The organism is Streptomyces sp. NPDC050085 (genome assembly GCF_044460595.1).
Taxonomy (GTDB): domain Bacteria; phylum Actinomycetota; class Actinomycetes; order Streptomycetales; family Streptomycetaceae; genus Streptomyces.
This window is the reverse complement of record NZ_JBITJZ010000020.1, coordinates 55,176-75,177: the sequence shown is the minus strand read 5'-3', so window position 1 is coordinate 75,177 and position 20,002 is coordinate 55,176. Positions and strand designations below refer to the sequence as shown.

The window sequence follows — 20,002 nt, the reverse complement described above, 5'->3', positions numbered from 1 at the left end:
TTCAGGCAATAACTTGCCAAGCCGGAAGGGCCTCCTTCCCGACCTCCTGGAGCCGATCATGTTCGAGCAGACGCAGATGAAGGTGGCCGCCCTGGACGGGCCGGGGGTCAGCCGGATCATCGAGAAGCCGTTGCCGCGCATTGCCGAGGACTACGTCCTGGTGAAGGTGATCGCGGCGCCGATGTGCAATGAGCATCTGGCGTTCGAGCACTGGGACTTCCGTGATCGCAATCGCCCGGATTCATTGGGGCACGAGGCCGCCGGCGAGGTGGTGGAAGTTGGTTCCGGGAGTTCTTTTCGGCCGGGAGACCGGGTCGTGGTGCTCAGTGGTTATCCGTGCGGGCGTTGTCAGCTGTGCGTCTCGGGGCGGTATGCGCACTGTGCGGACACCGAGGATCCGCTCGCGGTGTGTGCCAGCGAATCGGGTGAGTGCGGTTTCGCGCAGTACATGATCAAGCGGGAGCATTTGCTGGTCCCGATTCCCGATGGAATGTCGTACGAGCATGCGTCGATGGCCTGTTGCGGAATGGGTGCGACGTATACGGCGATGGAGAACATGGAGGTCAAGGCCGGGGATTCGGTGCTGGTCACGGGGCTCGGCCAGGTGGGACTCGGGGCCGTGATCAACGGGCGGGCCCGGGGGGCCCGGGTGATCTGTGCCGGGCGCAGTGAGTATCGGCGGGAGCTGGCGCAGGAGTTGGGTGCGGAGCTGCTCGTGGACCTGGGGGCGCCGGATGCGCTGTCCGCCGTACGGGAATTCACCGGTGGCAAAGGGGTCGATCACGTCATCGACTGTTCGGCGCAGGCGGCCTATCAGCGGTTCGGTCTGGACGCGGTGGGGCGTGGCGGGCGGGTCACGTTCCTCGGGGAGTCCGGTGAATTGACGATCCACGTCGACCGGGATCTGATCCAGAAGGGCGTCACGCTCTACGGCAGTCTCGACCTGTACTTGAGGCATGCTCCGGGATTGCTTGATGTCATCTCCAAGGCGGGCTCAGCGATCGACCGGCTCATCACGCACACCTTTCCGCTCGAAGAGATCGAGCAGGCCTGGAAGCTCCAACTCACCAAGGAATGCGGAAAGATCATTCTGCATCCGTGGGGCTGACGGGTCTCCGTCACCTCCACGACGTCCCGATGGGGCGAAAGGCAGCCACTTCATGTCTGAGAACCAAGGGAATCACGACCCGAACACGCCGCTCTATGTCGGTACCCGGACGTTCCTCGGAAAGCGCGATCTCGTCCTGTCGTTCTACACGACGAAGTGTCAGTTCCAGTGCACGTACTGTGCGTTGCCCACGCGGTCCGCGACGTTCTACGTCTCGGCCGAGCAGATCAACCAGCAGATCGACCACGTCTTCGACGCCAAGGCCGATCAGCTCGGTCAGTTCCGTCAGCTGTCCTTCGGCAACGAGGGCTCCGCGCTCGATCCGCGGCGCTTCCACCGTGAGTCCGTCGACTATCTGCTGCACCGTGCCAGGGAGATGGAGAACCTGGAGGTGCTGTCGATCGAGACCCGTCCCGAGTACGTCAAGCGCGAGTACCTCGAGCACATCGCCAAGGTCACGCATGCTCCGCAGCTCGAGGTGACGGTCGGGTTCGAGACCCAGGACGATCTGATCCGGCAGACCCTCCTGCGGAAGAAGATCTCGCGTCGCGTGATGGAGGACCGTGTGGCGTTGCTGGGTGCCATGGGAGTGCGCCTGACGTCGTACGTACTGATCAAGCCGGCGCCGCGGATGTCGGACGAGCACGGCGTGCGTGAGGCCGTCGCCACGATGGAGTACCTGAAGGAGCTGTGCGACCGTCACGGCGTGGAGCTGACGATCTACCTCACGCCGACCTATGTCGCCGAGGGCTCTCATCTGCAGCAGACCACGCAGCCGGGTGACTGGGTCCCGCCCACCATCCAGGGAATCTTCGAGGTGCTGATGGCCGGCCACGCCATGGGCCTTCCGGTGTACACGGGGCTGTGGAGCGAGGAACTCGCCGACGAGAGCACCGACTTCCGTGGCCGTGAGGGGTACGACCCGGAGCTGCGCAAGGCCATGGTGCGCTTCAACCGCGATCACGACATCAGTCATCTGACGCCGTTCGTGTCCGCGCCGCTCGCGCTGGTGGGCTAGCGGCGTGCGTGCCTACCGCAATCTCCTCAAGCAGCTGTGCGAGGACGCTCCTGAGACGCTGACCCGGCTTCCCGCGGGTTTCCTGGCCGCGCAGGTGCGGTGGCTGGTCGAGAAGGACGAGATCTACGTCCTGGAGCAGGTCAACAAGTACGTCCCCGTCATGGTGCAGCTGCCGGTGGGTGTGGTGGCCCGTGCGGCCGAGCGGGCGCTGGAGCGGGGCGTGGTGGACGACTTCTGTTTCCTCTACGCGCAGCTGCCGCCCGCCGAGCGGACCGGCCCGGCCCGTGTGCGCCGTGCCTGTGCCCGTCTTGCGCGGCGCGGGAACGCCGGGGGCATCGAGCAGATCGTCGCGGCGACGGGGGTGCGTCCCGTTCTCGACGAGGAGACGGTCCTGCGCTCGTACGACGTACTGGTGGCCGCCGGGCGGCTCGGTGCGGTGGACTACATGCGTCAACTCTCCGGTGTTGCCGTGCAGTTCGGCGCCGATGCCGCGGCCACGGGGATCCGCACCCTGCTGGCGAGCGGTCGGCACGGGGCGCTGCGCAGGCTGGCGCGGCTGGCCGATGTGGAGGTGCGCCTCGATGCGCGGGAGGTGCGGCGGGCCGTCGAGGAGGCCGTGGCCGACGGCAGTCTGCAGTCCCTGGCCGGGGCCCTCGCGTGTCTGCGGCCCGCGCCCCGCATCGAGGGGTTCGCGGCCGTCTTCGGGCGGTTGGTGGCGCAGGAGCGGTTCGCCGAACTGCCCGCCCTGTTCTCGGTGTTCGCCGATGCCGACCGGCGGGTTCTGGATGCCGGTGTGTGGCGTCGGCTGGCGGCCTCGGGCAGTGCGCCCGCCGTCCGGTTCGTCTTCGAGTACTGCGACGATGTCGCTCTGCTCGGTCAACAGGCGCCGGAGGGTTATGTGCTGGGGGTGACGGCCGGGGACCGCGAGCTGGTCCGTCTGGTCTGCGTGCGGGGTGGGCTGCGGCTGCGTTCGCGGGACGTCGGGGCGCTGCTCGGCGACGCCCTGGAGGACGGCGACGTACGGTGGGTCGATTTCGCCTTCGCCCAGGGGGCCGCTCAGGGGCGCGCACTGCCCGTCCTCGATCCCGATCTCGTCCAGCTCTATCTGGCCCGGCGGGCGGCCGTGGATCCGCAGCGGGTGCGCGAGGAGGCCGAGGCTCTGGGCGTGGCCCGGGATCCCGAGGTGGGTCAGTGGCTGCTCGCTCTGGCCGAGGGGCGCCCCGTGACGGTCCCCGAGTTCCTGGCGGATCATCAAGTGGCCGGTGTTCTGGCCGGAGTTGGGGCAGTGGCGTCATGATGTCCGCGCCCGCTCTGCGCTATCGGGGCATCGCGCTGGCCCTGGCGGCCATGGCCAGCGTGCAGACCGGGGCCGGTGCGTCCAGCTATCTCTTCGACAGGTTCACTTCCTCCGGTACGGCCTGGCTGCGGCTGACGTGGGCGGCGGTGGTCCTGTGGCTGATCGCCCGGCCGCGCCTGCGGGGTCGCGGCCGCCGTGAGGTGGCGACGGCCCTGCTGCTCGGTGCGGTGAGCGGGCTGCTCACGCTGCTGTACTTCGAGGCGGTGGTGCGCATCCCGCTGGGCACGGCGACGGCACTGGAGTTCCTCGGCCCCCTGGGGGTGGCCGTGGCGGGGCTGCGGCGGCGGGTCGATGTGCTGTGGCCACTGACAGCGGCTGTGGGCGTGCTGGCGCTGACCCGGCCGTGGAGCGGTGCGGTCGATCTGGCCGGGGTCGGCTTCGCGCTCGGTGCGGCGGTGGGCTGGGCCGGGTACATCGTGCTGACCAAGCGGGTCGGTGGCGATTTCACCGGCCTGGACGGGCTGGCCGTGTCCATGGCGGCGGCGTCGCTGGTGACGCTGCCGTTCGCCGGCGTCGGCCACATCGCCGGGCACATGGACCTGTCGGCCTTCGCGCTGTCGGGTCTGGCGGCGCTGCTGCTGCCGATCCTGCCGTACGCCGCCGAGATGGTCGCTCTGCGCGATCTGCCCACGGCCGTGTTCGGCACCTTGATGAGCCTGGAACCTGCCATCGGTACGATCGTCGGCTTCGTGCTCCTGTCCGAACAGCCGTCCTGGGCGCAGGTGTTGGGCATCGTGCTGGTCACCGTCGCGGGGATGGGCGCCGTGCGCAGCGAGGCCCTGCAGGTCCGCTTGCCGACGGCCGGGGTGCCCGGGTGAGCCGGTGCGGGGGCCGTCATTCGCTGCGCGGCCGTCATTCGGTGCGAGCTCCGAAGGCTGCCGCTCCTTCCCGGCCCGTCTGCTGGTTGGCTTCGGCGTAGGGGCGCAGTTCTGCCTCGTACGCGGCGAATGCCGAGGCGTGGTCCCCGGCGGCGGTGAGGTGGCGGGCCAGGGAGCGGGCGCCGATCAGGGCCTGGGAGGTGCCCATGCCCGCGGTCGGTGCCGCGCAGTATCCGGCGTCGCCGACCAGGGCCACGCGGCCGTTGGACCAGGTGTCCAGGTGGACCTGGGCGGAGGAGGAGAAGTAGAAGTCGTCCGCGGCCGCCATCGCGTCCAGGAGCTGGGGCACGATCCACTTGTGGCCGGTGAAGGCGTCGCGTATCGCGTGTTCCTGCTCGCTGCGCGGGCGGCGGTCGAGGGTCGGGGCGTCGGTGGCGAAGGACAGGCTGACCGACATCCGTGCGGGGTCGGCGGCGCTGAAGGCGTACACGGCCGCGCCGTCGGTGGTGCGGAGCACTCCGCGGTGGGTGAGGCCGAGGATGTTGTCCGCGGTGAAGCCGGCGCCTGACATGCCCAGGTGGCGCAGGCACTGCTCGTGGGGGCCGAACGCGAGGCGCCGCACCTTGGAGAACAGGCCGTCCGCTCCGATCACCAGGTCGACGTCGCGCGGTGCGCCGCGCTCGAACTCGACGGTGACGCGGTCCGGGTGCTGGGTGAGCGTGGTGATCGAGTCGTCGAAGACGTAGCGGATGTGCGGCTCGGTGATGCGGTGCAGGATGCGCGTCAACTCCGGCTTGGGGACCTCGAGTTCACCGGCGAAGGCCTCGGCCGGCAGCTGTCCCGCCTCGGTGCCGTCGGCGTCGACGAGGGTGGTGCCGAGCATCTTGGTGTCGTGTGCGCGGATCTCGTCGAGGACGCCCAGCTCGGCGAGGACGTCGAACGCGTCGCCGCGGAAGTCCACCGCGTAGCCGCTGCCGCGCAGGCCGGGGGCGCGCTCGACGACGGTCACGTCGAAGCCGTCACGGTGCAGGAAGTGGGCCAGTGCCGCGCCGGCGACACCGGCGCCCGAGATCAGAACCTTCGTCTGGGTCATGGGCACGACCGTAGCGAGTGTTTGACCAAATGGTCAATCCATTTGGATGAACCGGACGGTCAAGGCCGCGCTATGCTCACGCCATGGGAAACAAGGAGGACCTCCTCGCCGGCGCCAAGCAGTGCCTGACCGAACGCGGTTGGGCCCACACCACCGTGCGCGACATCGCCGCCGCGGCCCAGGTCAGCCACGCCGCCATCGGGTACCACTTCGGCTCCCGCGAGGCGCTGCTGACCCAGGCGCTGGTGGAGGCGGTCGACGAGCTCGACGACGTACTGGCCGCCGATGCACCGGCGCACGGACCGGACCGCTGGCAGGCCCTGATCGACAGTTTCACCACCCACCGGGCGCTGTGGGTGGCGCAGCTCGAGGCCGTCGTCCAGGCCCAGCGCTCCGACGTCGTACGCGAACACCTGGCCAAGGGGCAGCGGCAGGCCCGCGAGGGACTAGGCGGTTCCGTGCCGCTCGCCCTGCTCGGCGGGCTGATGCTGCAGTGGCTCGTCGACCCCGAGCACGCGCCCTCCGCGGCCGAGGTCGCGGACGGCTTGCAGGGGCTCACCGACCTGCGGGCGTAGGGCGACTACTCGGGGACGCTTGGCGCTTCCTGTGCCCCACCGCCCGCGGGTACCAGCCCTTCGAGGACCGCGGGATCGGCGATCCTGGGCAGCAGCAGGTCCCAGAACCGGGTGATCACCGAGCGGGAGAGCCAATGTGGGGCCGTGCCGCCGAGTGTCTCGAATCCGACCGTGGCCGCCACCACGGCGGTCATCGCATGTTCCGGCGCGACCTTCTCGCTCAACTCGCCCTTCATGTCCGCGCGTTCGATGGCCTGCGTGACCCACCACTGCCAACGGCCGCGCAGGTCCTGCTCGGGCGGCCGCACGTTGGTCCCGCTCATGCTGAATCCCGCCCGCAGGACGACGTCCGTGCTCAGTTCGCGCATCAGTCCGTGCGAGGCGTCCACGAGCGACTGGAGCGACCGCAGCTGTGCGGCGCTGGATTGCTCCGTGATGCTGTCCAGGCGCAGCTGCGCCGCCTCCTGGACGGCGTCGGCCAGCATGGCCTTGGTCGCGAAGTGGAAGTGCAGCGCGCCGCTGCTCACCCCGGCGAGCGAGCTGATCGTGGCGAGCGACGCCTCCGCGAAGCCGTCCCGGTCGAAGACCTCGGCTGCGGCCTTGATCAAGGCCTCACGGGTGCGCGCTGCCCGTTCTTGTTTCACCATGCCACTATTTAATAAACCGCATGGGCGGTCTGTAAATAGAGGAATTCTCGCCTCCGGGGAGCCTTGAGCGAGTCCGATCCTGACCCAATCGGCAACTCATGGATTCCCCGTCGACTCCGGCTGGAGCCAGTAAGAGACCGTGCGACTGGTTTTCGTGGTGTGTGGCGCCCCGGCGGTGGCCGGCTCGACCCCCGCTGGAGGGGGTCCCCCGGGCCGTTGAGTCCGGGGTCGGCTGCCGCGTACTTTTCAGGCGGCCCATTCGATCCGATCCTTCGGGGCACCCATGGCGATCGCCTCCGTACACGGGCACGAACAGGCCGCGCAGCAGCCGGTGTTGGGCCTTCAGACGCTCGTGGGGGACGTCGCGGCCTTCCACGGCGCGGTGCGCGGTGTCAGCGCCCACGTCTTCCGCTCGCGCCCGCGGGACAAGGCGCTCACCTGGCAGCTGGTGCGGGCGCGCATCGAGGACGGGCTGGCCGTCGATCCGTGCCCGGACGTGATCGGCGAGCCGGGCACGGCGTCGGACGCGATACGCCGGTCGGCCGCGCGGACGCTGCGCGTGCGGCGGCCGCAGGAGTGGCATCCCTGGATCGACCGGCTGCGTACCGGCCTGAGCGCCGATCTGGGCACGGAGGTCGCCGCTGCCCTGTATCTGAGCCGACCTGTCTGGCACAACCGGTTCGGTGGCTCCGGCGGTGCGGCGGACGTGCCTCGGCCCGAGTGCGCCACCGGGGACCACGACGTGTTCGTCCTGCAGCTGGACGGGCGTACCCACTGGACGACGGAGGACCGCCGGGAGGATCACGGCGACCACCGGTCGGTGTCCCTGGCGCCGGGCGACGTGCTCTATCTGCCGGCGCAGCAGGCGTACGCGTCGGCCGTCCGCGAGAGCGGGTCGCTGCACCTGGTGCTCAGCGCCCCGCTGTGACGTCGGGGACGCAGCGGTCAGGAAGCGGCCGGGACTATCTCCGCCGTGCCCTGGGAACGGGCCGTCTTCTCCCCCACCCTGCCCGGCGCGACCGTGCCCGGGTCGACCGCCTCGAGCGGGGACCCCACGTTGTACGGGCACTCCGGGTCGTCCGGCCGGTTGGGTCGGTCGTGGGGCAGCAGGTAGAACGTACGGCGGGCGAACAGGCCGCTGTCGGCGCTGCGCGGTGCCTTCGGCGCGAGGTTCGAGTAGCCGATGAGCCGGCCGTCGCGCTCGTAACGGGGCTTGCCCCTGCGGGTGTTGACCTTGTCCAGGGCCTGGCGGACGTAGTCGAGGTCCGTCGGGTCCTCGAGCCACACGATCTCGACCTCATGGGCGACATCGCCTTCTTGCGGCAGCGCGCTCATCGGCCCTCCTGCGAGTGGGTGGCCGCGGCTCGGCCTGGCGGTGTGACGGTCATGGGGCTTCCGGTCGGGCCGGCCGTACGGGACAGGCCGGGGCAGCCATGTCTATCGTACGGTCGCCCGCCGCGTACGGGCAGGGCGCCAGGGTCCGTCATCGCGCGCTCCCCTCGCTGTCGTCCGCCAGCAGGGCGAGACCGGGGTACAGCTTCGTCGCGTTGTTCTTGATCATTTCGGCGGGTGAGGCAAGGCCGAGTTCCTGGCGGATGCGGCTGGCGAAGGCGCGCGGGGTGGAGGCGCGGATGCCCTCGTCCGAGCACCAGCGGCCGTAGGCCTCGTAGAGGAGTTTCTGCTCGACGCGCAGGTCGGGGTTGGAGCGTCCGGACTCCCCCGTGGTGCAGCGCTCGGTCAGGAAGCGGCCGATGTGGTCCTCGGTCGTCTCGTACGCGGCCGTGGCCACGCGGACCGAGGCGGGTCCGGTCAGCGGGTCGCGGGAGGCCAGGTAGCCCTGGGCGCCCTCGATGAGCCACTGCAGGATGCCGGGGCCCTCGTCGGCGACGAGTTCGGCGGCCAGGTTGTCGATCTTGCGTTCGTCGGGGACGCGTCGCTCGAAGGGGATGATGCGCATCCGGCGCCAGAAGGCGTGCCCGCCGGTGCCGACCTCGGGGCGGTGGTTGCCGAGCAGCCAGAGCTTGTGGGTCGGGGTGAAGGTGAAGAAGTTCTGTCGCATGCGGCGGGCGGTGATGGTGTCGCCGCCGGTCAGGAGCTTGACGCGGGCCTCGTTGAACTTGTCGTTGGGCTTGAGCTCGCTGCACACGACGATGCGGCGGCCGTGCAGTTCGGTCAGTTCGGTGGAGTGCTCGGTGAACTTGCCCTTCTCCATGAGGAATCCGGGCGGCGCCGCGTTCGCGTAGTCGCCGAGGATCTGCGTCATGACCTCCAGGAGCACGGACTTGCCGTTGGCCCCGGAGCCGTACAGGAACGGCAGGACCTGGGCGCCGACGTCGCCGGTGATGGAGTAGCCGAGCAGCAGGTGCAGGAAGCGGGTGGTCTCGAGGCCCTTGTCGTCGCTGCCGAAGGTGTCGCGCAGGAAGCTGTCCCAGCGCGGGATCGGCATCTTGTGCGGGGCGACCGTGGTGGCGCGCGAGTGCATGTCGGTGAGCGGGTTGGGCTTGCGCAGCTCGCCGTTGCGCAGGTCGACGACGCCGGAGGGGGTGCACAGGGCGTAGATGTCGCCGTCGAGGATGTCGGGGTCGAGGCGCAGGCTCGGGGCGGCCTGGGCCTGGAAGAGGAGGGCCTTGACGCCCGCGGTGGACTCGGAGTGGCGGCGGTGCGCGGCGAGTTGACGGTCGGTGAAGCGGCCGGTCGGGTCGTGGTCGGCGTACTGCTCGGCCATCTCGCCGGCCGCCCAGACCGCGGCCTCGTCGCCGCCCGTGAGTTTCCACCGGTACGTGTCCCAGCAGTGCCAGCCCATGCCGATGACGTAGCGGAACCGGTCGCTGTAGAGGCGGGCGAACAGCTTGGCGTTGCCGCGGTCGGTGAGCGAGTCGGGCAGCAGCGCGGCGGGGTCGGCGGGCCCGGTGAAGGGGCCCTCGCTCTGCTGGGCGGGCAGGCTCGGGTACTGCGGTGACAAGGACTGGTGTGACGCGGACTGCTGTGACAGGGCCAGGTCGAGGCTCTGCTGGTGGATCTGGGCGGCAGCGGCTTCGGCGTCGAAGCGTACGGGCTCGGCGCTCATGAACGTCCTCGGGGGTGGAGCGGGCGTCGCGCGCCGGCGGACAGAGCGGATTCGATGATGGCGCCATTGCGGCGTTCCTGGTGCGGGCGGGCCGAACAGGCGGCGTCCAGCAGCAGGTCCCGTGCTTCGGGATCGGTCAGGTGGCCGCCTTGGACGAGGCCGCCCGCAGTGAAGGCGGCACGGTTGAGCTTCTCGGTGAAGCTCGCGCCCTCGGGGACGGCGGCGCAGGCCGCCACTTCGGCGAGGAGCGGGTCCAGGAGACGCTGGGCGGCCTTGGGCGCGCGCCGACGTGGTCGTACGAGTACGGGTGCGGGCGCGGCTGTTCGGCGTTCGGTGGTCGGGACGTGTCCGGTGCGGGCGAGCTCGACGGCGAGCCAGCCGGGCAGCGGGGCCGGGTGGCGGGCCGCGCCCACGGGCTCGTAACTGCCCGCGAGGGTACGGGTGGTGGGCGCCACGATGTAGCCGTTGTCGGAGCGGACGTCGACCTGCCAGGCGAGTGCGGTGCGCGGGCTGGAGCCCGTGGACGAGCGGTAGCGGGTCGCCGGCTGCGGGTTGGCGTACCAGATGTGCAGTCCGCCGGAGGGGGTGCGCACGCGCAGCGTCGTCTCGTCGTCGGCCGGGTTCGGGGCGCCGCGCAGCGCGGCGAGCAGCGCGAGGGTGTCGAACCCGGTGGCCAGGCCCGCGAGATCGACCTGCGGGCCGATGGGGATCCCGGGCAGCAGCCGGGAGCGCTCGGGGACCTGCGCCGCGTGTGCGTCGACGTCGAGGACGACGAGGTCCGCGGGGCCGCAGGAGACGCCCACTCCGAACCGGGGCTGCGCCTGCCACCAGGCGTCGATCAGGTCCGGGTCCGTCGTCGCCGCGTGGAAGCCGTGGCACCAGCGGCCTGCGCTCCGGCAGGGGCAGTCGGCCGGGGCGTGCGGGTTCTCCTTGCACTGCGGGCAGTTGGCGGGCGGCACCTTCTGCCCGGGAGCCAGGGGGTGCACGGGCCAGCCTGTCCGGGCACACCACCGGGCCATCGCGTGCCCGGAGCCCCCGGGTACGGCCGCGGACGGGTCCGTCGACGACGGCGCTGGCTGGTGGAGCAACGTCTGTCCTTGTCGGGATCTTCGTCCGGCAGCGGGGCCCTGTCCCGAAGCGGCCTCGTGACGGGCCCAACGGGTCTGAAGGGACTGAGGTTTCGGGTTGGCCTGACAGAGCGTAGCCCACCAGGACCCGTCCTGACAGGCGGGGATCGGCGTGTCGGGAAAGTTGAGTCCCGTCAGTCCCGTAGTCCCGTGGACGGGGTGAGGACGTCGCGGCTGGTTCAGTCCCGCGGGGCTTTCAGCCCCTTCAGTCCCGCACAGCAAAACTGCAGGTCAGATGCCCTAAGCCCTCAATCTACGGGACTGACGGGGCTAAAGGTCGTAGTTATCAGCTACGTAAACACTTTTAGAACATGCGCGCGCGTACGTGAACATGCCATTTCTTCTGTAGCTGATAACTACGAGGTCCAGCCCCGTCAGTCCCGTACAGGATCAGGAAAACGCTCTGACCTGCACTTTTGTCGACGGGTCTGAAACGGGGCCGAAGCCGACGGGACTGAACGGTCCCGCGGGAGGAGGGCGGTGTGGGCGTTTTTGCAGTGGCCGGGCGTTCTGCCCTGGTCCGTCCTGAGCGGCCCAGCCCTGTGCGGGACGTGGGCGGGCCACCAGGAGGCACCTGGTGGCCCACCCACCGGAGGGGGGACTCCGCTCTCACGCGTACCGCAGGGGACGCATCTCAGAAGGTGTCAAAGGTGCCTCGAACACCGCCGCATGCCCGATCGAGGACCACTGGAGGGCCACCCGGGCTCTCCCTGCCGTCGACTTGTGCTCCACCCGGCGTAGAGCCCTCCCCGGAATTCTGGAACGGACGTTGGGCCTAGGCGAGGAGGTGGCACATGACGCGGACGACCTCCAGGAACGCTGTCCAGCAGGAGGTACTTGGCGCGTGCGAGGCGGGCCGGTCCGGGGTGGTGCTGGTCGAGGGCGCCGTCGGCTGCGGCAAGAGCACCCTGCTCGACCGGGTGGCGGCACGGGCCGGGACGGCCGGCGCCCTGGTGCTCACCGCCACCGCCACCGGGCGCCACCGCCCGCTGGACGTACTGCTCCAACTGGTGCGCAGCGCACCGGCGTTCGCCCTCAGCGGCGCGGGCAGGGCGGACGACGCGCGGCGGCTCGACACCGCGGGAAACGCCTTCTGCGCCGAGCTGCGCGCCCTGTCCCGCAAGGTCCCGCTGACCCTGTGCGTGGACGACGTGCACAAGGCCGATCCGCAGTCCCTGAGCCACCTCCAGTACGTGGCGCGGTACGCGCATCCCGCCAAGATCACTCTCGCCGTCACGGCAACGGCGTACGGCAGAAGGCGCGACGAAGTCTTTCCGAGCGATGTGCTGCGCCGCCGTCATGTCCAGCAGGTGCGGCTCGACCTGCTCACTCCCGATGACGTCGTCGACGTACTGGCAGCCCTGGGCGGGGCGCCCGTACGCGGCCGCCGTCCCGCCGCGATGCGGCTGCACGGGCTCAGCGGTGGCAATCCGCTGCTCCTGCGCGCGCTGCTCGCCGAGGACGCGGTGGTGCGGCAGCCGACGGCCGACGGTCCGTTCGGCCGGGCCGTCGCCGACTGTCTGCACCGCAGCGGTCCGGCGGCGCTCGAGACCGCCCGTGCCCTGGCCGTCCTGGGCGACAGCCCGGCCGAACGGACCGTGCTCGCCGCCCTGGTGAACGGCGGCGCCTACGAGGCCCTCGCGGGGCTGTCGGCGCTGCGGGCGTGCGGCCTCCTCGACGCCCTGGGGCGCAGGGAGCCGGTGGTGCGGGCCGCGGCGCTCGCGGGCTGCGACGCGGTCACCCTGGCGCAGTTGCGGGTACGTGCCGCGCACGCGCTGCGCGCGGCGGGGGCCCCGGCAACGGCCGTCGCCGCTCCGCTGCTGGCGCTGCGGGACGACGACGAGGCCGGCGCGCCCGTACAGGCGGCGGACCGGGAACTGATGGCACTGACCTCACAGACCTTGCTCGACGAGGGCCGTGCGCTGCGCGAGCGCGGCAGCCTGGCGCAGGGCGACGCACTGCTGCGGGCCGCCGACACCCTGGTCAAGCAGGCCGGTCGTACAGCGCCGCGCCCCGCGGCGACCGCCCGGCCGCTGAGCGCCACGACCCGCTCGGTGGGGCTGCTGAACCGGCGCGAGCAGCGGGTCGCCCAGCTCGCCGCCGAAGGTCTCACCAACCGTCAGATCGCGGCGGGCATGTGCATGGCCGTCAGCACGGTCGAGCACCATCTGACCCGGATCTACCGCAAGCTGCGGGTACGCGGCCGCGACGAACTGACGCTGGGCCTGGTGGGTGTCGCCGGACAGTCGCTGTCCCGCGACACCCACAAGACCCTGGTGGCCGCTTCCGCGCGCGGGTGAGGCCGTAGGTGAGCTCCGGGGTGCCACTCCCCCACTGCGGGCCTGTCAGGCGTCGCGGCGGCCCGGCAGGTACTGGTCCAGGACGATCGCCAGGAACTTGGTGTGGTCCGGCAGCCCGGACTCGGTCACCAGGCCGTCGATGACGCCGCGCTGCGCCCGCGTCGGCTTGTACTGCAGCTGTACGGGGCCCAGGCCCTTCAGGTCCGTGTTGTCCGGCGCCACGGCGAACAGCTTGGACTGGAACTTGGGTGCACGCCGCGCGTCCTCGACGACCTGCGCGAGCCCCTTCTCCACGGCCGCTTCCACGGCCAGGAACACGATCTGCGTGTGCGTCAGGTCGCTCTGCTTGCGCAGCCGCCGGAAGCGGGTGGCGACGTTCGTCGACACGTAGAAGCCGACCGGCTTCGCGGTGTCCGCGTCGTCGACGGCCGGGGCCTGCTCCTCCACGGCCTCGCGGGCGGGCGCGGGGACGACGGCCACGGGACGGGCCGTGACCGGTGCCACGGGGGCCGCAGGGGCGGGCGTGGAGGCCTGCGGGGTGGCCCATCCGGCAAGGGCGTTGGACGGCGCCGCTCCCCCGCTGAACAGGTTGCCGACGCCTTCGTCCGACATGCTCGGCTCGGTGTCCTCGTCGGCGCGGGTCTGCTTGTTCTTCGGCGGTGTCATGCCGTGGCTTCCTTCCTCAGTTCGAGCGCCCTGGCGAACATCTCTTCAGTGAATCCTTCGTAGTCTGCGGCAAGCCCGTGCACGGTCTCGGGAACCGACCGGTCCCCGTCCGCGCGCCGCTCCGCGAGCTCCTGCACGAGCAGGCCGCGCTTGCGGACGAGCCGCGCCACCGACTCGGTGTGCCCGATGAGGTGCTTGAACATGTGGGCCTCTTCGCCCAGCACCTTCTGCACCTGCCTGCGCACGTCGGCGTGGATCCCGGTGTAGGTACGCCCGGTGTCGAAGAGCAGCACGCCGAGCAGTGCCAGGTGCGGATTGATCTGGCTGACGAACTTGACGTAACTGAACTCCAGGCCGATCTGCGCGAGTCCGTCCTCGGCGCCGCCGTCGCTCTTGACCGGGATGACGAGCCAGCGAGCCGTGGAGAGCGCGAGGCGCTGCAGCGACGGGTTCTCGGGCGGGGTGTCGAGCACGATGATCTGGTACCGGTGCGCGATCGGCAGCAGGCACATCAGCAGCCGCAGATACGCGTGCGGCCCTTCCTTCGCGAGCAGCGTGTGGAAGAAGATGCCGAACTCGTCGCCGAGCGCGGGACCGCCGAGGACGACGTCGAGGTTCTCCCGTACGTTCTCCCGCGGCTTCAGCGGTGTGCCGGTGCGCAGGGACTCGAGCAGCCCCGCTCCCCCGTCGTTCCACTCGGCCCGCTTGTACCCGAGCTCGCGCGCGATGTTGCCCTGCGCGTTGCAGTCGATGATGAGCGTCCTCAGGCCGCTGCGTGCGGCCTTGCCCGCGGCGTTCGCCGAGACGGACGACTTGCCGACGCCTCCCTTGCCGTTGCCGAACATGAAGATGTGCGACAGCGACTCCCAGGGAATGCCGGACAGCTGCGGATGAGCGTCAGGCGCCTCGAAGGGACTGGCCATGGGTCCTCTCACTCTGGTTCAGGCCCGAAACGAGGGCGCGATTTGCCCCTTTTGAGCCGGTACGGATGGTCAAAACTTCGCCCAGAACGATCCTGCGGTCCGCAGGGCCTCTACGAGGGGTCTGGGTAGGGTCCGACGCCGCTGTTCGTGCCGCGAAAACGGTCCCTGCGCCGCGTTCCCGCAGCTCACCGGAGCTTGTCGGGATGGGCTGCCGATAAGGGGCACGGCGTTCGCACCAGCACGAGCTCACGCCGATCAGGACGCTTGCTCCCCTGCCGTCGTACGCGCCGACTGTCCGGCGAAGACACCAGCTGACGCCTCCACAAGAACAGCCACCTCCAGAGCAGTTGTGCCACAAGACGGTGCTCACGGTACCAGGCGTGTCGGCTCACCTGTCACTCGACGCGCCGTCATATCCACCCGTCGTCAAGGAGTTGGGCTCGTGCGGGGGCTTGCCCGGCTGTTGGGGTGCCGGGGTGCTCCCGACCGTGCTGACCTGTTGAGGGGTGGTTACACCCGGCTTCCTGTCCGCCTGCGTGTTGCCGAACCGGCCGTGCATCGGACGGGCGGGTCAATGGCGCGGCGCATGGTGCACTTGGCCTGGTGGCTGAGTGGTGAGCGGGCTGACCTGCCTGCGCTGGGGCTTGTTTGTCGGCGTGTTGGGCTGTGTGTTTGCGGTGGGGCGGGCAGTCGGGCGGTGCTGCCTGTGTGCCGGGAGGCGAGCGGGGTTGCCGGGAAACCAACAAGGGGGCTGGCTGGCAGCCGGGCTGTCTGCTTGGCCTGTCGCCTGACACGTGGGCCCGCAGTGAAACCTGCGGGCGGGGGCGTTGACCGGTTCGCTGGTGGTGTGGCTTGCCGCTGGGTAGTGGTGCAGGCCAGCACTCGGGGAGGCGGGCAGGTGTTTCTTCCAGCTCGCTTCCAGGCTGGTCGGTTGGCTAACAGAGGGGCTACCGGGGCTGCCTGGAAGCTGGTTTCTCGTCAGGCTGGGAGGTTGGCCGGGTGGCGTGTGGGCGTACTGGCACTGAGGCTGGCGGTGGAGCACGCCCGGCAGTCGACGTGAGGGCCAGTCGTGATGCTGGCCCGCAGGCAGTCCTTCGAGCTGGTCGGTCTGCCAACCGCCTTGCAGGGCGGGAGGTTGACGTCCGGGCAGGCTGTGTTGCTGGCTCACATGTCGGCCAGCGCGCCGCTGTGCGTGCTTGCTGCTGTGCGTGCTTCCGTACGGGCTCGCGTGCTGGCCGCCGGGGAAGCTGAGCCATGCGCCTTCCGGCTTGCCTGCAAACCGACTGCTCTTAACGCCTCGTGGGAGGCGGAGCTGGCCGCTAGTACGACTGCTGACCTTTTGGCAGTAGCTCACGCCGACTTCGAGGCGAAGTGCAATGTTGATGTCCATGCCTTCCTCCTCAGTTGCGTGCAAGCTTGTATCGATGTTTGCAGTGGTATTTGTTTTGCCTGGTCAGAGGCGGTTTTTTGACGGTAGATCGATGGCCATAGTAGGTCATCCGCTTGAGCAGTTCGAGGGGATAGTGGTGATGTCGTTGGAGTCGTGGCTACTGAACAGGTGGCGGTTTGGGGTGAGGTGAGGGTGTGCCAGCTCGTGGCAGAGGGGGGTGCGAGTGCTGGGATGGTGGCGACAGGGCTCGGGTGCGGACGTGCTTTTGGCGTTGAGGAGGCATGGGGATCCGGGCATTCTTGCAGTGCGTTGTGCACTCGGTGAGGGGCCGCTCCTTGCTCCGTGCCGCTCGGGCTGTCTCTCGTATCGAGTTGGGTTGGTGTGGTTCTGGCGTTGTGTGTGAAGGGGGCGATCTGCTCATGGTCGTACAGCAGGAGAGGTGGGATGCCTCGCGCGATGTGCAGATCGATTGGTGGCAGCGGGATGCGGCAGCGGTGGTCGTGATCGCCGCTGGGGGTGCCGTAGAGGGTGGGGGAGTGCGGGCGGCAACCCGGTGTTGAGGTGGGGGTGTGGCCCCTGGCTGTGCCGCGGGTGGAGGTGGGTGACGTCCTGTTGGGGCGTGGCTTCGGGTGTCGGCGTGGCGCCACAGTTGCCGAGGGCTGTCGGGTGGGGGTTGTGCGTGCGGTGCTATGAGTTCGGTGGTCGTGATGCGGGAGCTGCGGGGGCATCGGTCGTCCCTTGGCGCCGCCGACTTGGCCGATGGGAGGCGCTTGAGGTGTGCCGACTTCATTGCCGTGGATGTCTGGCGCGCGCGGGATCCGGGTGATCCGGTTGGCGGCTGGTGGGCCGTGTCGTGGAGTCGAGTGGTCCCGCGTCATGGCCTTCTGGGCTGGGCCCGTGTGTGTTGCTTCTCGGCGTGGTTGGTGCGCCATGTTCTTGTGCCGGGCTCGCGGCGACGTTCCGTACGGGGGGTCTTGGCCTTGCCGGAATCGGATGCGGCACGGCGTTCTCGGGGGTGAGGAGCGCGGGGGAGTGGTCGGTTCAACGGCCTTGTTGGTCGAGCCGGTTCAGCCGCCGGTGCGTCTCTGGCGGCTGGGCGTCGTGAAGGGCGCACTACCGGTGAGGGAGTTTGTCTCGCTCGACCCTGGCCCAAGGGGGGGGGCGCGGCCGTGGGGCGCCCTCCCCTTGGTGTCGATCAAGGCCGCGTGTGGGACGGATGGCCGGCGTGCGGGCCTGATCGCTGTCGGGCGGTGCGCGCAGCGCCTGGTGGCGGGGGAGAGGCCGGGAGCCGCACGGGCCGTGTTCGCGTCTTGGGCAGCTGCCTGCGGAGGGGCAGGTGGCCCGGAGTGGTGAGGGGGGCGAGGGCTCGGAGCCTTGAGCCGTCGAGGGCCGGCGTTCCGGATTCGGCCCACTGGGCGCGTCAGCCCGTGTCGGTGGGGGAGGCGTCGGCAGGTCCTGGCCGGGGGCGCGGCCGGGCGCCGACGGGCGGTCCGGCGGGCGGGGCGGGGGAGTGGCGGGCGTAAGGCCGCAGCCGGCCGACGGCGGCCACAGGCCCCGCGGGGACGGGTGAGGGCGGGTCAGGCGGCCCGCACCAGCGGAAATCCCGCGGTGCGGGCGGCGCTCACGATGGCTCTCACAGAATTCGTTGAGAGTTGAAGTACTGATCAGGGTTGGGCGTCGTTGTGTTGTTACGCGGTGTCGGCGTTGTCGGCCTCGTCGATCAGCACCTGCACGCCGTCCAGGATGCGTTCCAGGCCGAAGCGGAGCGGGTCCGTGTCCGCGTCGGTGTCCGAGTCGGCGGGGGCGAACGCGCCGTCCGCGAGGGCCCGGGTGAGTGCGGGGAAGCGGTCGGGGTGGCGGGCCAGGAGTTCGCCGGTCAGGCGGCTCCACTGGGCGTCGTGCTCCGCGTCGAAGTCCGCGCGCTGCTGCGCGACGCTGCGCACCTGGCCGATGAGGAGCAGGAAGACCTGATGGCGGTGGGCCGCGCTCAGGCCGGTCGGCTCCATGGCGGCAAGTGCGGCGTCGAGCCAGCCCAGTTGGTGGGGGCCCAGGATCTGGCGGCGCATCGCGGTGGCGGCGAGCAGCCAGGGGTGGTCCCGGTAGACCTCCCAGGAGCTGTTCGCCCAGGCGGTGAGTCGGGAGCGCCAGTCGGGGCCCGCGGGCGTGAGGTCGGGGATGTCCGCGAGGACGGACTCGACCATGAGCTCGACCAGTTCGGACTTTCCGGGGACGTAGCGGTACAGGGCCATGGCCGAGACGCCGAAGGCCGCGGCCACCTTGTTCATCGACACGGCATCCAGGCCCTCCGCGTCGGCGAGGGCCACGGCGGACTCGGCGATCCGCTGCGGGGTGAGGCTGGGTTTGGGACCGCGCGTGGGCCGCTCCTGCTCTCCCCACAGCAGTGCGATGCCGGCCCGCAGGTCTCGCGGCTTCTTCTCGCTGGTCGTGGCCTTGGCCATGGCGGCCTCCTCGTCTCGTGCTCGTCTCGTGTTCCGTCGGGCTGTTGACGCCTGCCGTAACTGTTTATACCTTAAACCCAATCGCGTAAGACATAAACAGTTTACGGAGGTACGTCATGCTGGGCACCGTCATCGCCGCCTCGTCCGCCGCCGTTCTCGCCGGCCCCGCCGCCGGGCTCCTGGGCTACCGGCAGCTCAAGCGGATCTCCCGGGGGAGGCAGCTGCGCATCACCGCGGCGAACGGGATCGAGGAGTCCGGGTTCGTCCGCATCGGCGGGATCGACCAGTGGATCTCGGTGCGCGGCGACGACCGCGACAACCCGGTGATCCTGGAGATCCACGGCGGGCCCAGCGCCGCCAACCACGTCTTCGCCCCGCGCACCCGCACCTGGGAACGGCACTTCACGATCGTGCGGTGGGACATGCGTGGTGCGGGACGGACCTTCGCCGCCCACGGGCCCGACGGGCAGGGGGAGATGAGCCTGGAGCAGGTGTACGACGACGCCCTCGAGGTCACCCAGCACGTGCGCGCCCGGCTCGGCGTCGACACGGTCGTCCTCGTCGCCAACTCCTTCGGCACCGTCACCGGGCTGCGCCTGGCCCGCAACCACCCCGAGTTCTTCTCCGCGTACGTCGGCACCGATCAGAACATCTGTGGCGGCGGGCGGGACGACTCCGTCTACCGGGCGCTGCTCGAGCGGCTGCGCACCTCGGGCAAGCGCAAGGATCTGGCCGCCGCCACCGGGATGGGGCCCGACCGGGCAGCCTGGAGCCCGGAGCAGTGGTCGACGTTCGCCAAGCTCGTCATCACCAGCGACCCGCTCTCGTACGACACGATGAAGACCGTGGTGATCCGCTCCCTGTGGTTCTCGCCGCTGCACACCCTGCGCGGGCTGCGCAGCTATCTGCAGGGGATGACCTTCTCCGAGCGGATCGCGCCCGGGGCGGTGACCATCGACGAGTGGGACGAGGGCACTGAGTTCCGGCTGCCGTTCTTCGTGTTCCAGGGCGCGTGCGACGTGCTCACCCCGCCCGAGGCGGCGCGGCGCTTCTACGACGACGTGCGGGCGCCCGTGAAGGACTTCGCGCTCATCGAGGACGCCAGCCACTTCGCGTCGTTCCGCCGGCCTGAGGTTTTTCTCGACCTGATGCTGACCAAGGTGCGGCCGCTGGTGACCGGCGAACCGATGAAGGATCGCTTCAACGTCGCTTGAGTCGCTCTGGGTGTTCCCGGTTGTTCTCGGACGGGGACGGCGAGTTTCGGTCGCTGTCCCCGCCGGCGCCGGGGGAGGGGCAGCGACCGAACGACAGCGACCCTGAGGAGGGTCGGTCGCTTGCTGGTCGCTCGGCGAAGTGCCAGGTCAGACAGGGTTCTTCAAGAGAACAGCGACTGAAGCGACTCAAGGTCCAGGTATATGAAGACATTGGCGCGTGTGTGTGCGTGCGCGTATTGG

At 70.0% G+C, this 20,002-nt stretch carries 16 protein-coding genes; 8 read left to right on the top strand and 8 right to left on the bottom strand.

What is annotated here, in order from left to right:
• Positions 1-58: 58 nt before the first annotated feature.
• The 4 genes from ACIBUY_RS39340 to ACIBUY_RS39325 are packed head-to-tail and all read left to right on the top strand — an operon-like array spanning position 59 to position 4,301.
• Positions 59-1,108 carry a zinc-binding dehydrogenase gene (locus tag ACIBUY_RS39340; RefSeq protein ID WP_365573324.1) on the top strand — a complete coding sequence of 350 codons (1,050 nt, stop codon included), beginning with the start codon at positions 59-61 and terminating at the stop codon, positions 1,106-1,108.
• 52 nt (positions 1,109-1,160) lie between these two features.
• Positions 1,161-2,126, top strand: a complete 966-nt coding sequence (locus tag ACIBUY_RS39335) for a hypothetical protein (protein WP_365573327.1) — start codon at positions 1,161-1,163, stop codon at positions 2,124-2,126.
• A 4-nt stretch (positions 2,127-2,130) separates the two neighbouring features.
• Positions 2,131-3,423 (top strand): hypothetical protein, encoded by a 1,293-nt coding sequence (locus ACIBUY_RS39330; RefSeq protein WP_399155218.1) that lies wholly within the window; start codon positions 2,131-2,133, stop codon positions 3,421-3,423.
• The gene (locus tag ACIBUY_RS39325) at positions 3,420-4,301 is read left to right on the top strand and encodes an EamA family transporter (protein ID WP_399155217.1); all 882 of its coding nucleotides are present in this window, start codon (positions 3,420-3,422) and stop codon (positions 4,299-4,301) included. The genes ACIBUY_RS39330 and ACIBUY_RS39325 overlap by 4 nt, the downstream gene beginning before the upstream one ends.
• Before the next feature lie 34 nt (positions 4,302-4,335).
• On the opposite strand, the gene ACIBUY_RS39320 is transcribed toward ACIBUY_RS39325, so the two are convergent.
• On the bottom strand, positions 4,336-5,394 hold the full coding sequence (locus ACIBUY_RS39320) for an FAD-dependent monooxygenase (protein ID WP_399155216.1): 1,059 nt from the start codon (positions 5,392-5,394) through the stop codon (positions 4,336-4,338).
• A gap of 83 nt (positions 5,395-5,477) precedes the next feature.
• Here ACIBUY_RS39320 and ACIBUY_RS39315 point away from each other — a divergent pair, with 83 nt between their 5' ends.
• Positions 5,478-5,969 (top strand): TetR/AcrR family transcriptional regulator, encoded by a 492-nt coding sequence (locus tag ACIBUY_RS39315; RefSeq protein ID WP_365573338.1) that lies wholly within the window; start codon positions 5,478-5,480, stop codon positions 5,967-5,969.
• 5 nt (positions 5,970-5,974) lie between these two features.
• Here ACIBUY_RS39315 and ACIBUY_RS39310 read toward each other — a convergent pair whose 3' ends face one another.
• Positions 5,975-6,616 (bottom strand): ScbR family autoregulator-binding transcription factor, encoded by a 642-nt coding sequence (locus ACIBUY_RS39310; protein WP_365573341.1) that lies wholly within the window; start codon positions 6,614-6,616, stop codon positions 5,975-5,977.
• Between the two features lie 283 nt (positions 6,617-6,899).
• Between ACIBUY_RS39310 and ACIBUY_RS39305 the strand changes: the two genes are divergently transcribed.
• A complete protein-coding gene (locus ACIBUY_RS39305; RefSeq protein ID WP_365573344.1) occupies positions 6,900-7,544 on the top strand; it encodes a JmjC domain-containing protein in 645 nt (214 codons plus the stop codon).
• Positions 7,545-7,561: 17 nt separating this feature from the next.
• On the opposite strand, the gene ACIBUY_RS39300 is transcribed toward ACIBUY_RS39305, so the two are convergent.
• The 3 genes from ACIBUY_RS39300 to ACIBUY_RS39290 form a co-directional block, all read right to left on the bottom strand.
• Entirely contained in the window at positions 7,562-7,951 is a 390-nt protein-coding gene (locus tag ACIBUY_RS39300) for a DUF6009 family protein (RefSeq protein WP_365573347.1), read from the bottom strand.
• A gap of 148 nt (positions 7,952-8,099) precedes the next feature.
• Positions 8,100-9,683 carry a phage/plasmid primase, P4 family gene (locus ACIBUY_RS39295; RefSeq protein WP_365573350.1) on the bottom strand — a complete coding sequence of 528 codons (1,584 nt, stop codon included), beginning with the start codon at positions 9,681-9,683 and terminating at the stop codon, positions 8,100-8,102.
• A complete protein-coding gene (locus ACIBUY_RS39290) occupies positions 9,680-10,702 on the bottom strand; it encodes a bifunctional DNA primase/polymerase (RefSeq protein WP_365573463.1) in 1,023 nt (340 codons plus the stop codon). The genes ACIBUY_RS39295 and ACIBUY_RS39290 overlap by 4 nt, the downstream gene beginning before the upstream one ends.
• Positions 10,703-11,604: 902 nt before the next feature.
• Between ACIBUY_RS39290 and ACIBUY_RS39285 the strand changes: the two genes are divergently transcribed.
• Positions 11,605-13,110: a LuxR C-terminal-related transcriptional regulator gene (locus tag ACIBUY_RS39285; protein ID WP_365573352.1), complete on the top strand. Its 1,506-nt coding sequence runs from the start codon at positions 11,605-11,607 to the stop codon at positions 13,108-13,110.
• Positions 13,111-13,155: 45 nt separating this feature from the next.
• Here the strand turns inward: ACIBUY_RS39285 and ACIBUY_RS39280 are convergent, their stop codons facing one another.
• The 3 genes from ACIBUY_RS39280 to ACIBUY_RS39270 all read right to left on the bottom strand — a co-directional run bounded on the left by ACIBUY_RS39280 (position 13,156) and on the right by ACIBUY_RS39270 (position 18,548).
• Positions 13,156-13,776 (bottom strand): hypothetical protein, encoded by a 621-nt coding sequence (locus ACIBUY_RS39280; RefSeq protein WP_399155215.1) that lies wholly within the window; start codon positions 13,774-13,776, stop codon positions 13,156-13,158.
• Positions 13,773-14,699, bottom strand: a complete 927-nt coding sequence (locus tag ACIBUY_RS39275) for an AAA family ATPase (protein ID WP_365573357.1) — start codon at positions 14,697-14,699, stop codon at positions 13,773-13,775. Before ACIBUY_RS39275 ends, ACIBUY_RS39280 begins: the two co-directional genes overlap by 4 nt.
• A 3,078-nt stretch (positions 14,700-17,777) precedes the next feature.
• Positions 17,778-18,548, bottom strand: coding sequence for a TetR/AcrR family transcriptional regulator (locus ACIBUY_RS39270; protein ID WP_365573360.1), 771 nt, complete (start codon positions 18,546-18,548; stop codon positions 17,778-17,780).
• A gap of 116 nt (positions 18,549-18,664) precedes the next feature.
• Between ACIBUY_RS39270 and ACIBUY_RS39265 the strand changes: the two genes are divergently transcribed.
• Positions 18,665-19,762, top strand: a complete 1,098-nt coding sequence (locus ACIBUY_RS39265) for an alpha/beta fold hydrolase (RefSeq protein WP_399155214.1) — start codon at positions 18,665-18,667, stop codon at positions 19,760-19,762.
• The last annotated feature ends 240 nt before the right edge of the window (positions 19,763-20,002 follow it).

Excerpts from the sequence above, each read along its gene's own strand:
- ACIBUY_RS39340 (WP_365573324.1), top strand. The coding sequence starts at position 59 with ATGTTCGAGCAGACGCAGATGAAGGTGGCCGCCCTGGACGGGCCGGGG.
- ACIBUY_RS39310 (WP_365573341.1), bottom strand. The coding sequence starts at position 6,616 with ATGGTGAAACAAGAACGGGCAGCGCGCACCCGTGAGGCCTTGATCAAG.
- ACIBUY_RS39300 (WP_365573347.1), bottom strand. The coding sequence starts at position 7,951 with ATGAGCGCGCTGCCGCAAGAAGGCGATGTCGCCCATGAGGTCGAGATC.
- ACIBUY_RS39285 (WP_365573352.1), top strand. The coding sequence starts at position 11,605 with ATGACGCGGACGACCTCCAGGAACGCTGTCCAGCAGGAGGTACTTGGC.
- ACIBUY_RS39290 (WP_365573463.1), bottom strand. The coding sequence starts at position 10,702 with ATGGCCCGGTGGTGTGCCCGGACAGGCTGGCCCGTGCACCCCCTGGCT.
- ACIBUY_RS39315 (WP_365573338.1), top strand. The coding sequence starts at position 5,478 with ATGGGAAACAAGGAGGACCTCCTCGCCGGCGCCAAGCAGTGCCTGACC.
- ACIBUY_RS39325 (WP_399155217.1), top strand. The coding sequence starts at position 3,420 with ATGATGTCCGCGCCCGCTCTGCGCTATCGGGGCATCGCGCTGGCCCTG.
- ACIBUY_RS39270 (WP_365573360.1), bottom strand. The coding sequence starts at position 18,548 with ATGGCCAAGGCCACGACCAGCGAGAAGAAGCCGCGAGACCTGCGGGCC.
- ACIBUY_RS39275 (WP_365573357.1), bottom strand. The coding sequence starts at position 14,699 with ATGGCCAGTCCCTTCGAGGCGCCTGACGCTCATCCGCAGCTGTCCGGC.
- ACIBUY_RS39265 (WP_399155214.1), top strand. The coding sequence starts at position 18,665 with ATGCTGGGCACCGTCATCGCCGCCTCGTCCGCCGCCGTTCTCGCCGGC.
- ACIBUY_RS39320 (WP_399155216.1), bottom strand. The coding sequence starts at position 5,394 with ATGACCCAGACGAAGGTTCTGATCTCGGGCGCCGGTGTCGCCGGCGCG.
- ACIBUY_RS39335 (WP_365573327.1), top strand. The coding sequence starts at position 1,161 with ATGTCTGAGAACCAAGGGAATCACGACCCGAACACGCCGCTCTATGTC.
- ACIBUY_RS39280 (WP_399155215.1), bottom strand. The coding sequence starts at position 13,776 with ATGACACCGCCGAAGAACAAGCAGACCCGCGCCGACGAGGACACCGAG.
- ACIBUY_RS39305 (WP_365573344.1), top strand. The coding sequence starts at position 6,900 with ATGGCGATCGCCTCCGTACACGGGCACGAACAGGCCGCGCAGCAGCCG.
- ACIBUY_RS39295 (WP_365573350.1), bottom strand. The coding sequence starts at position 9,683 with ATGAGCGCCGAGCCCGTACGCTTCGACGCCGAAGCCGCTGCCGCCCAG.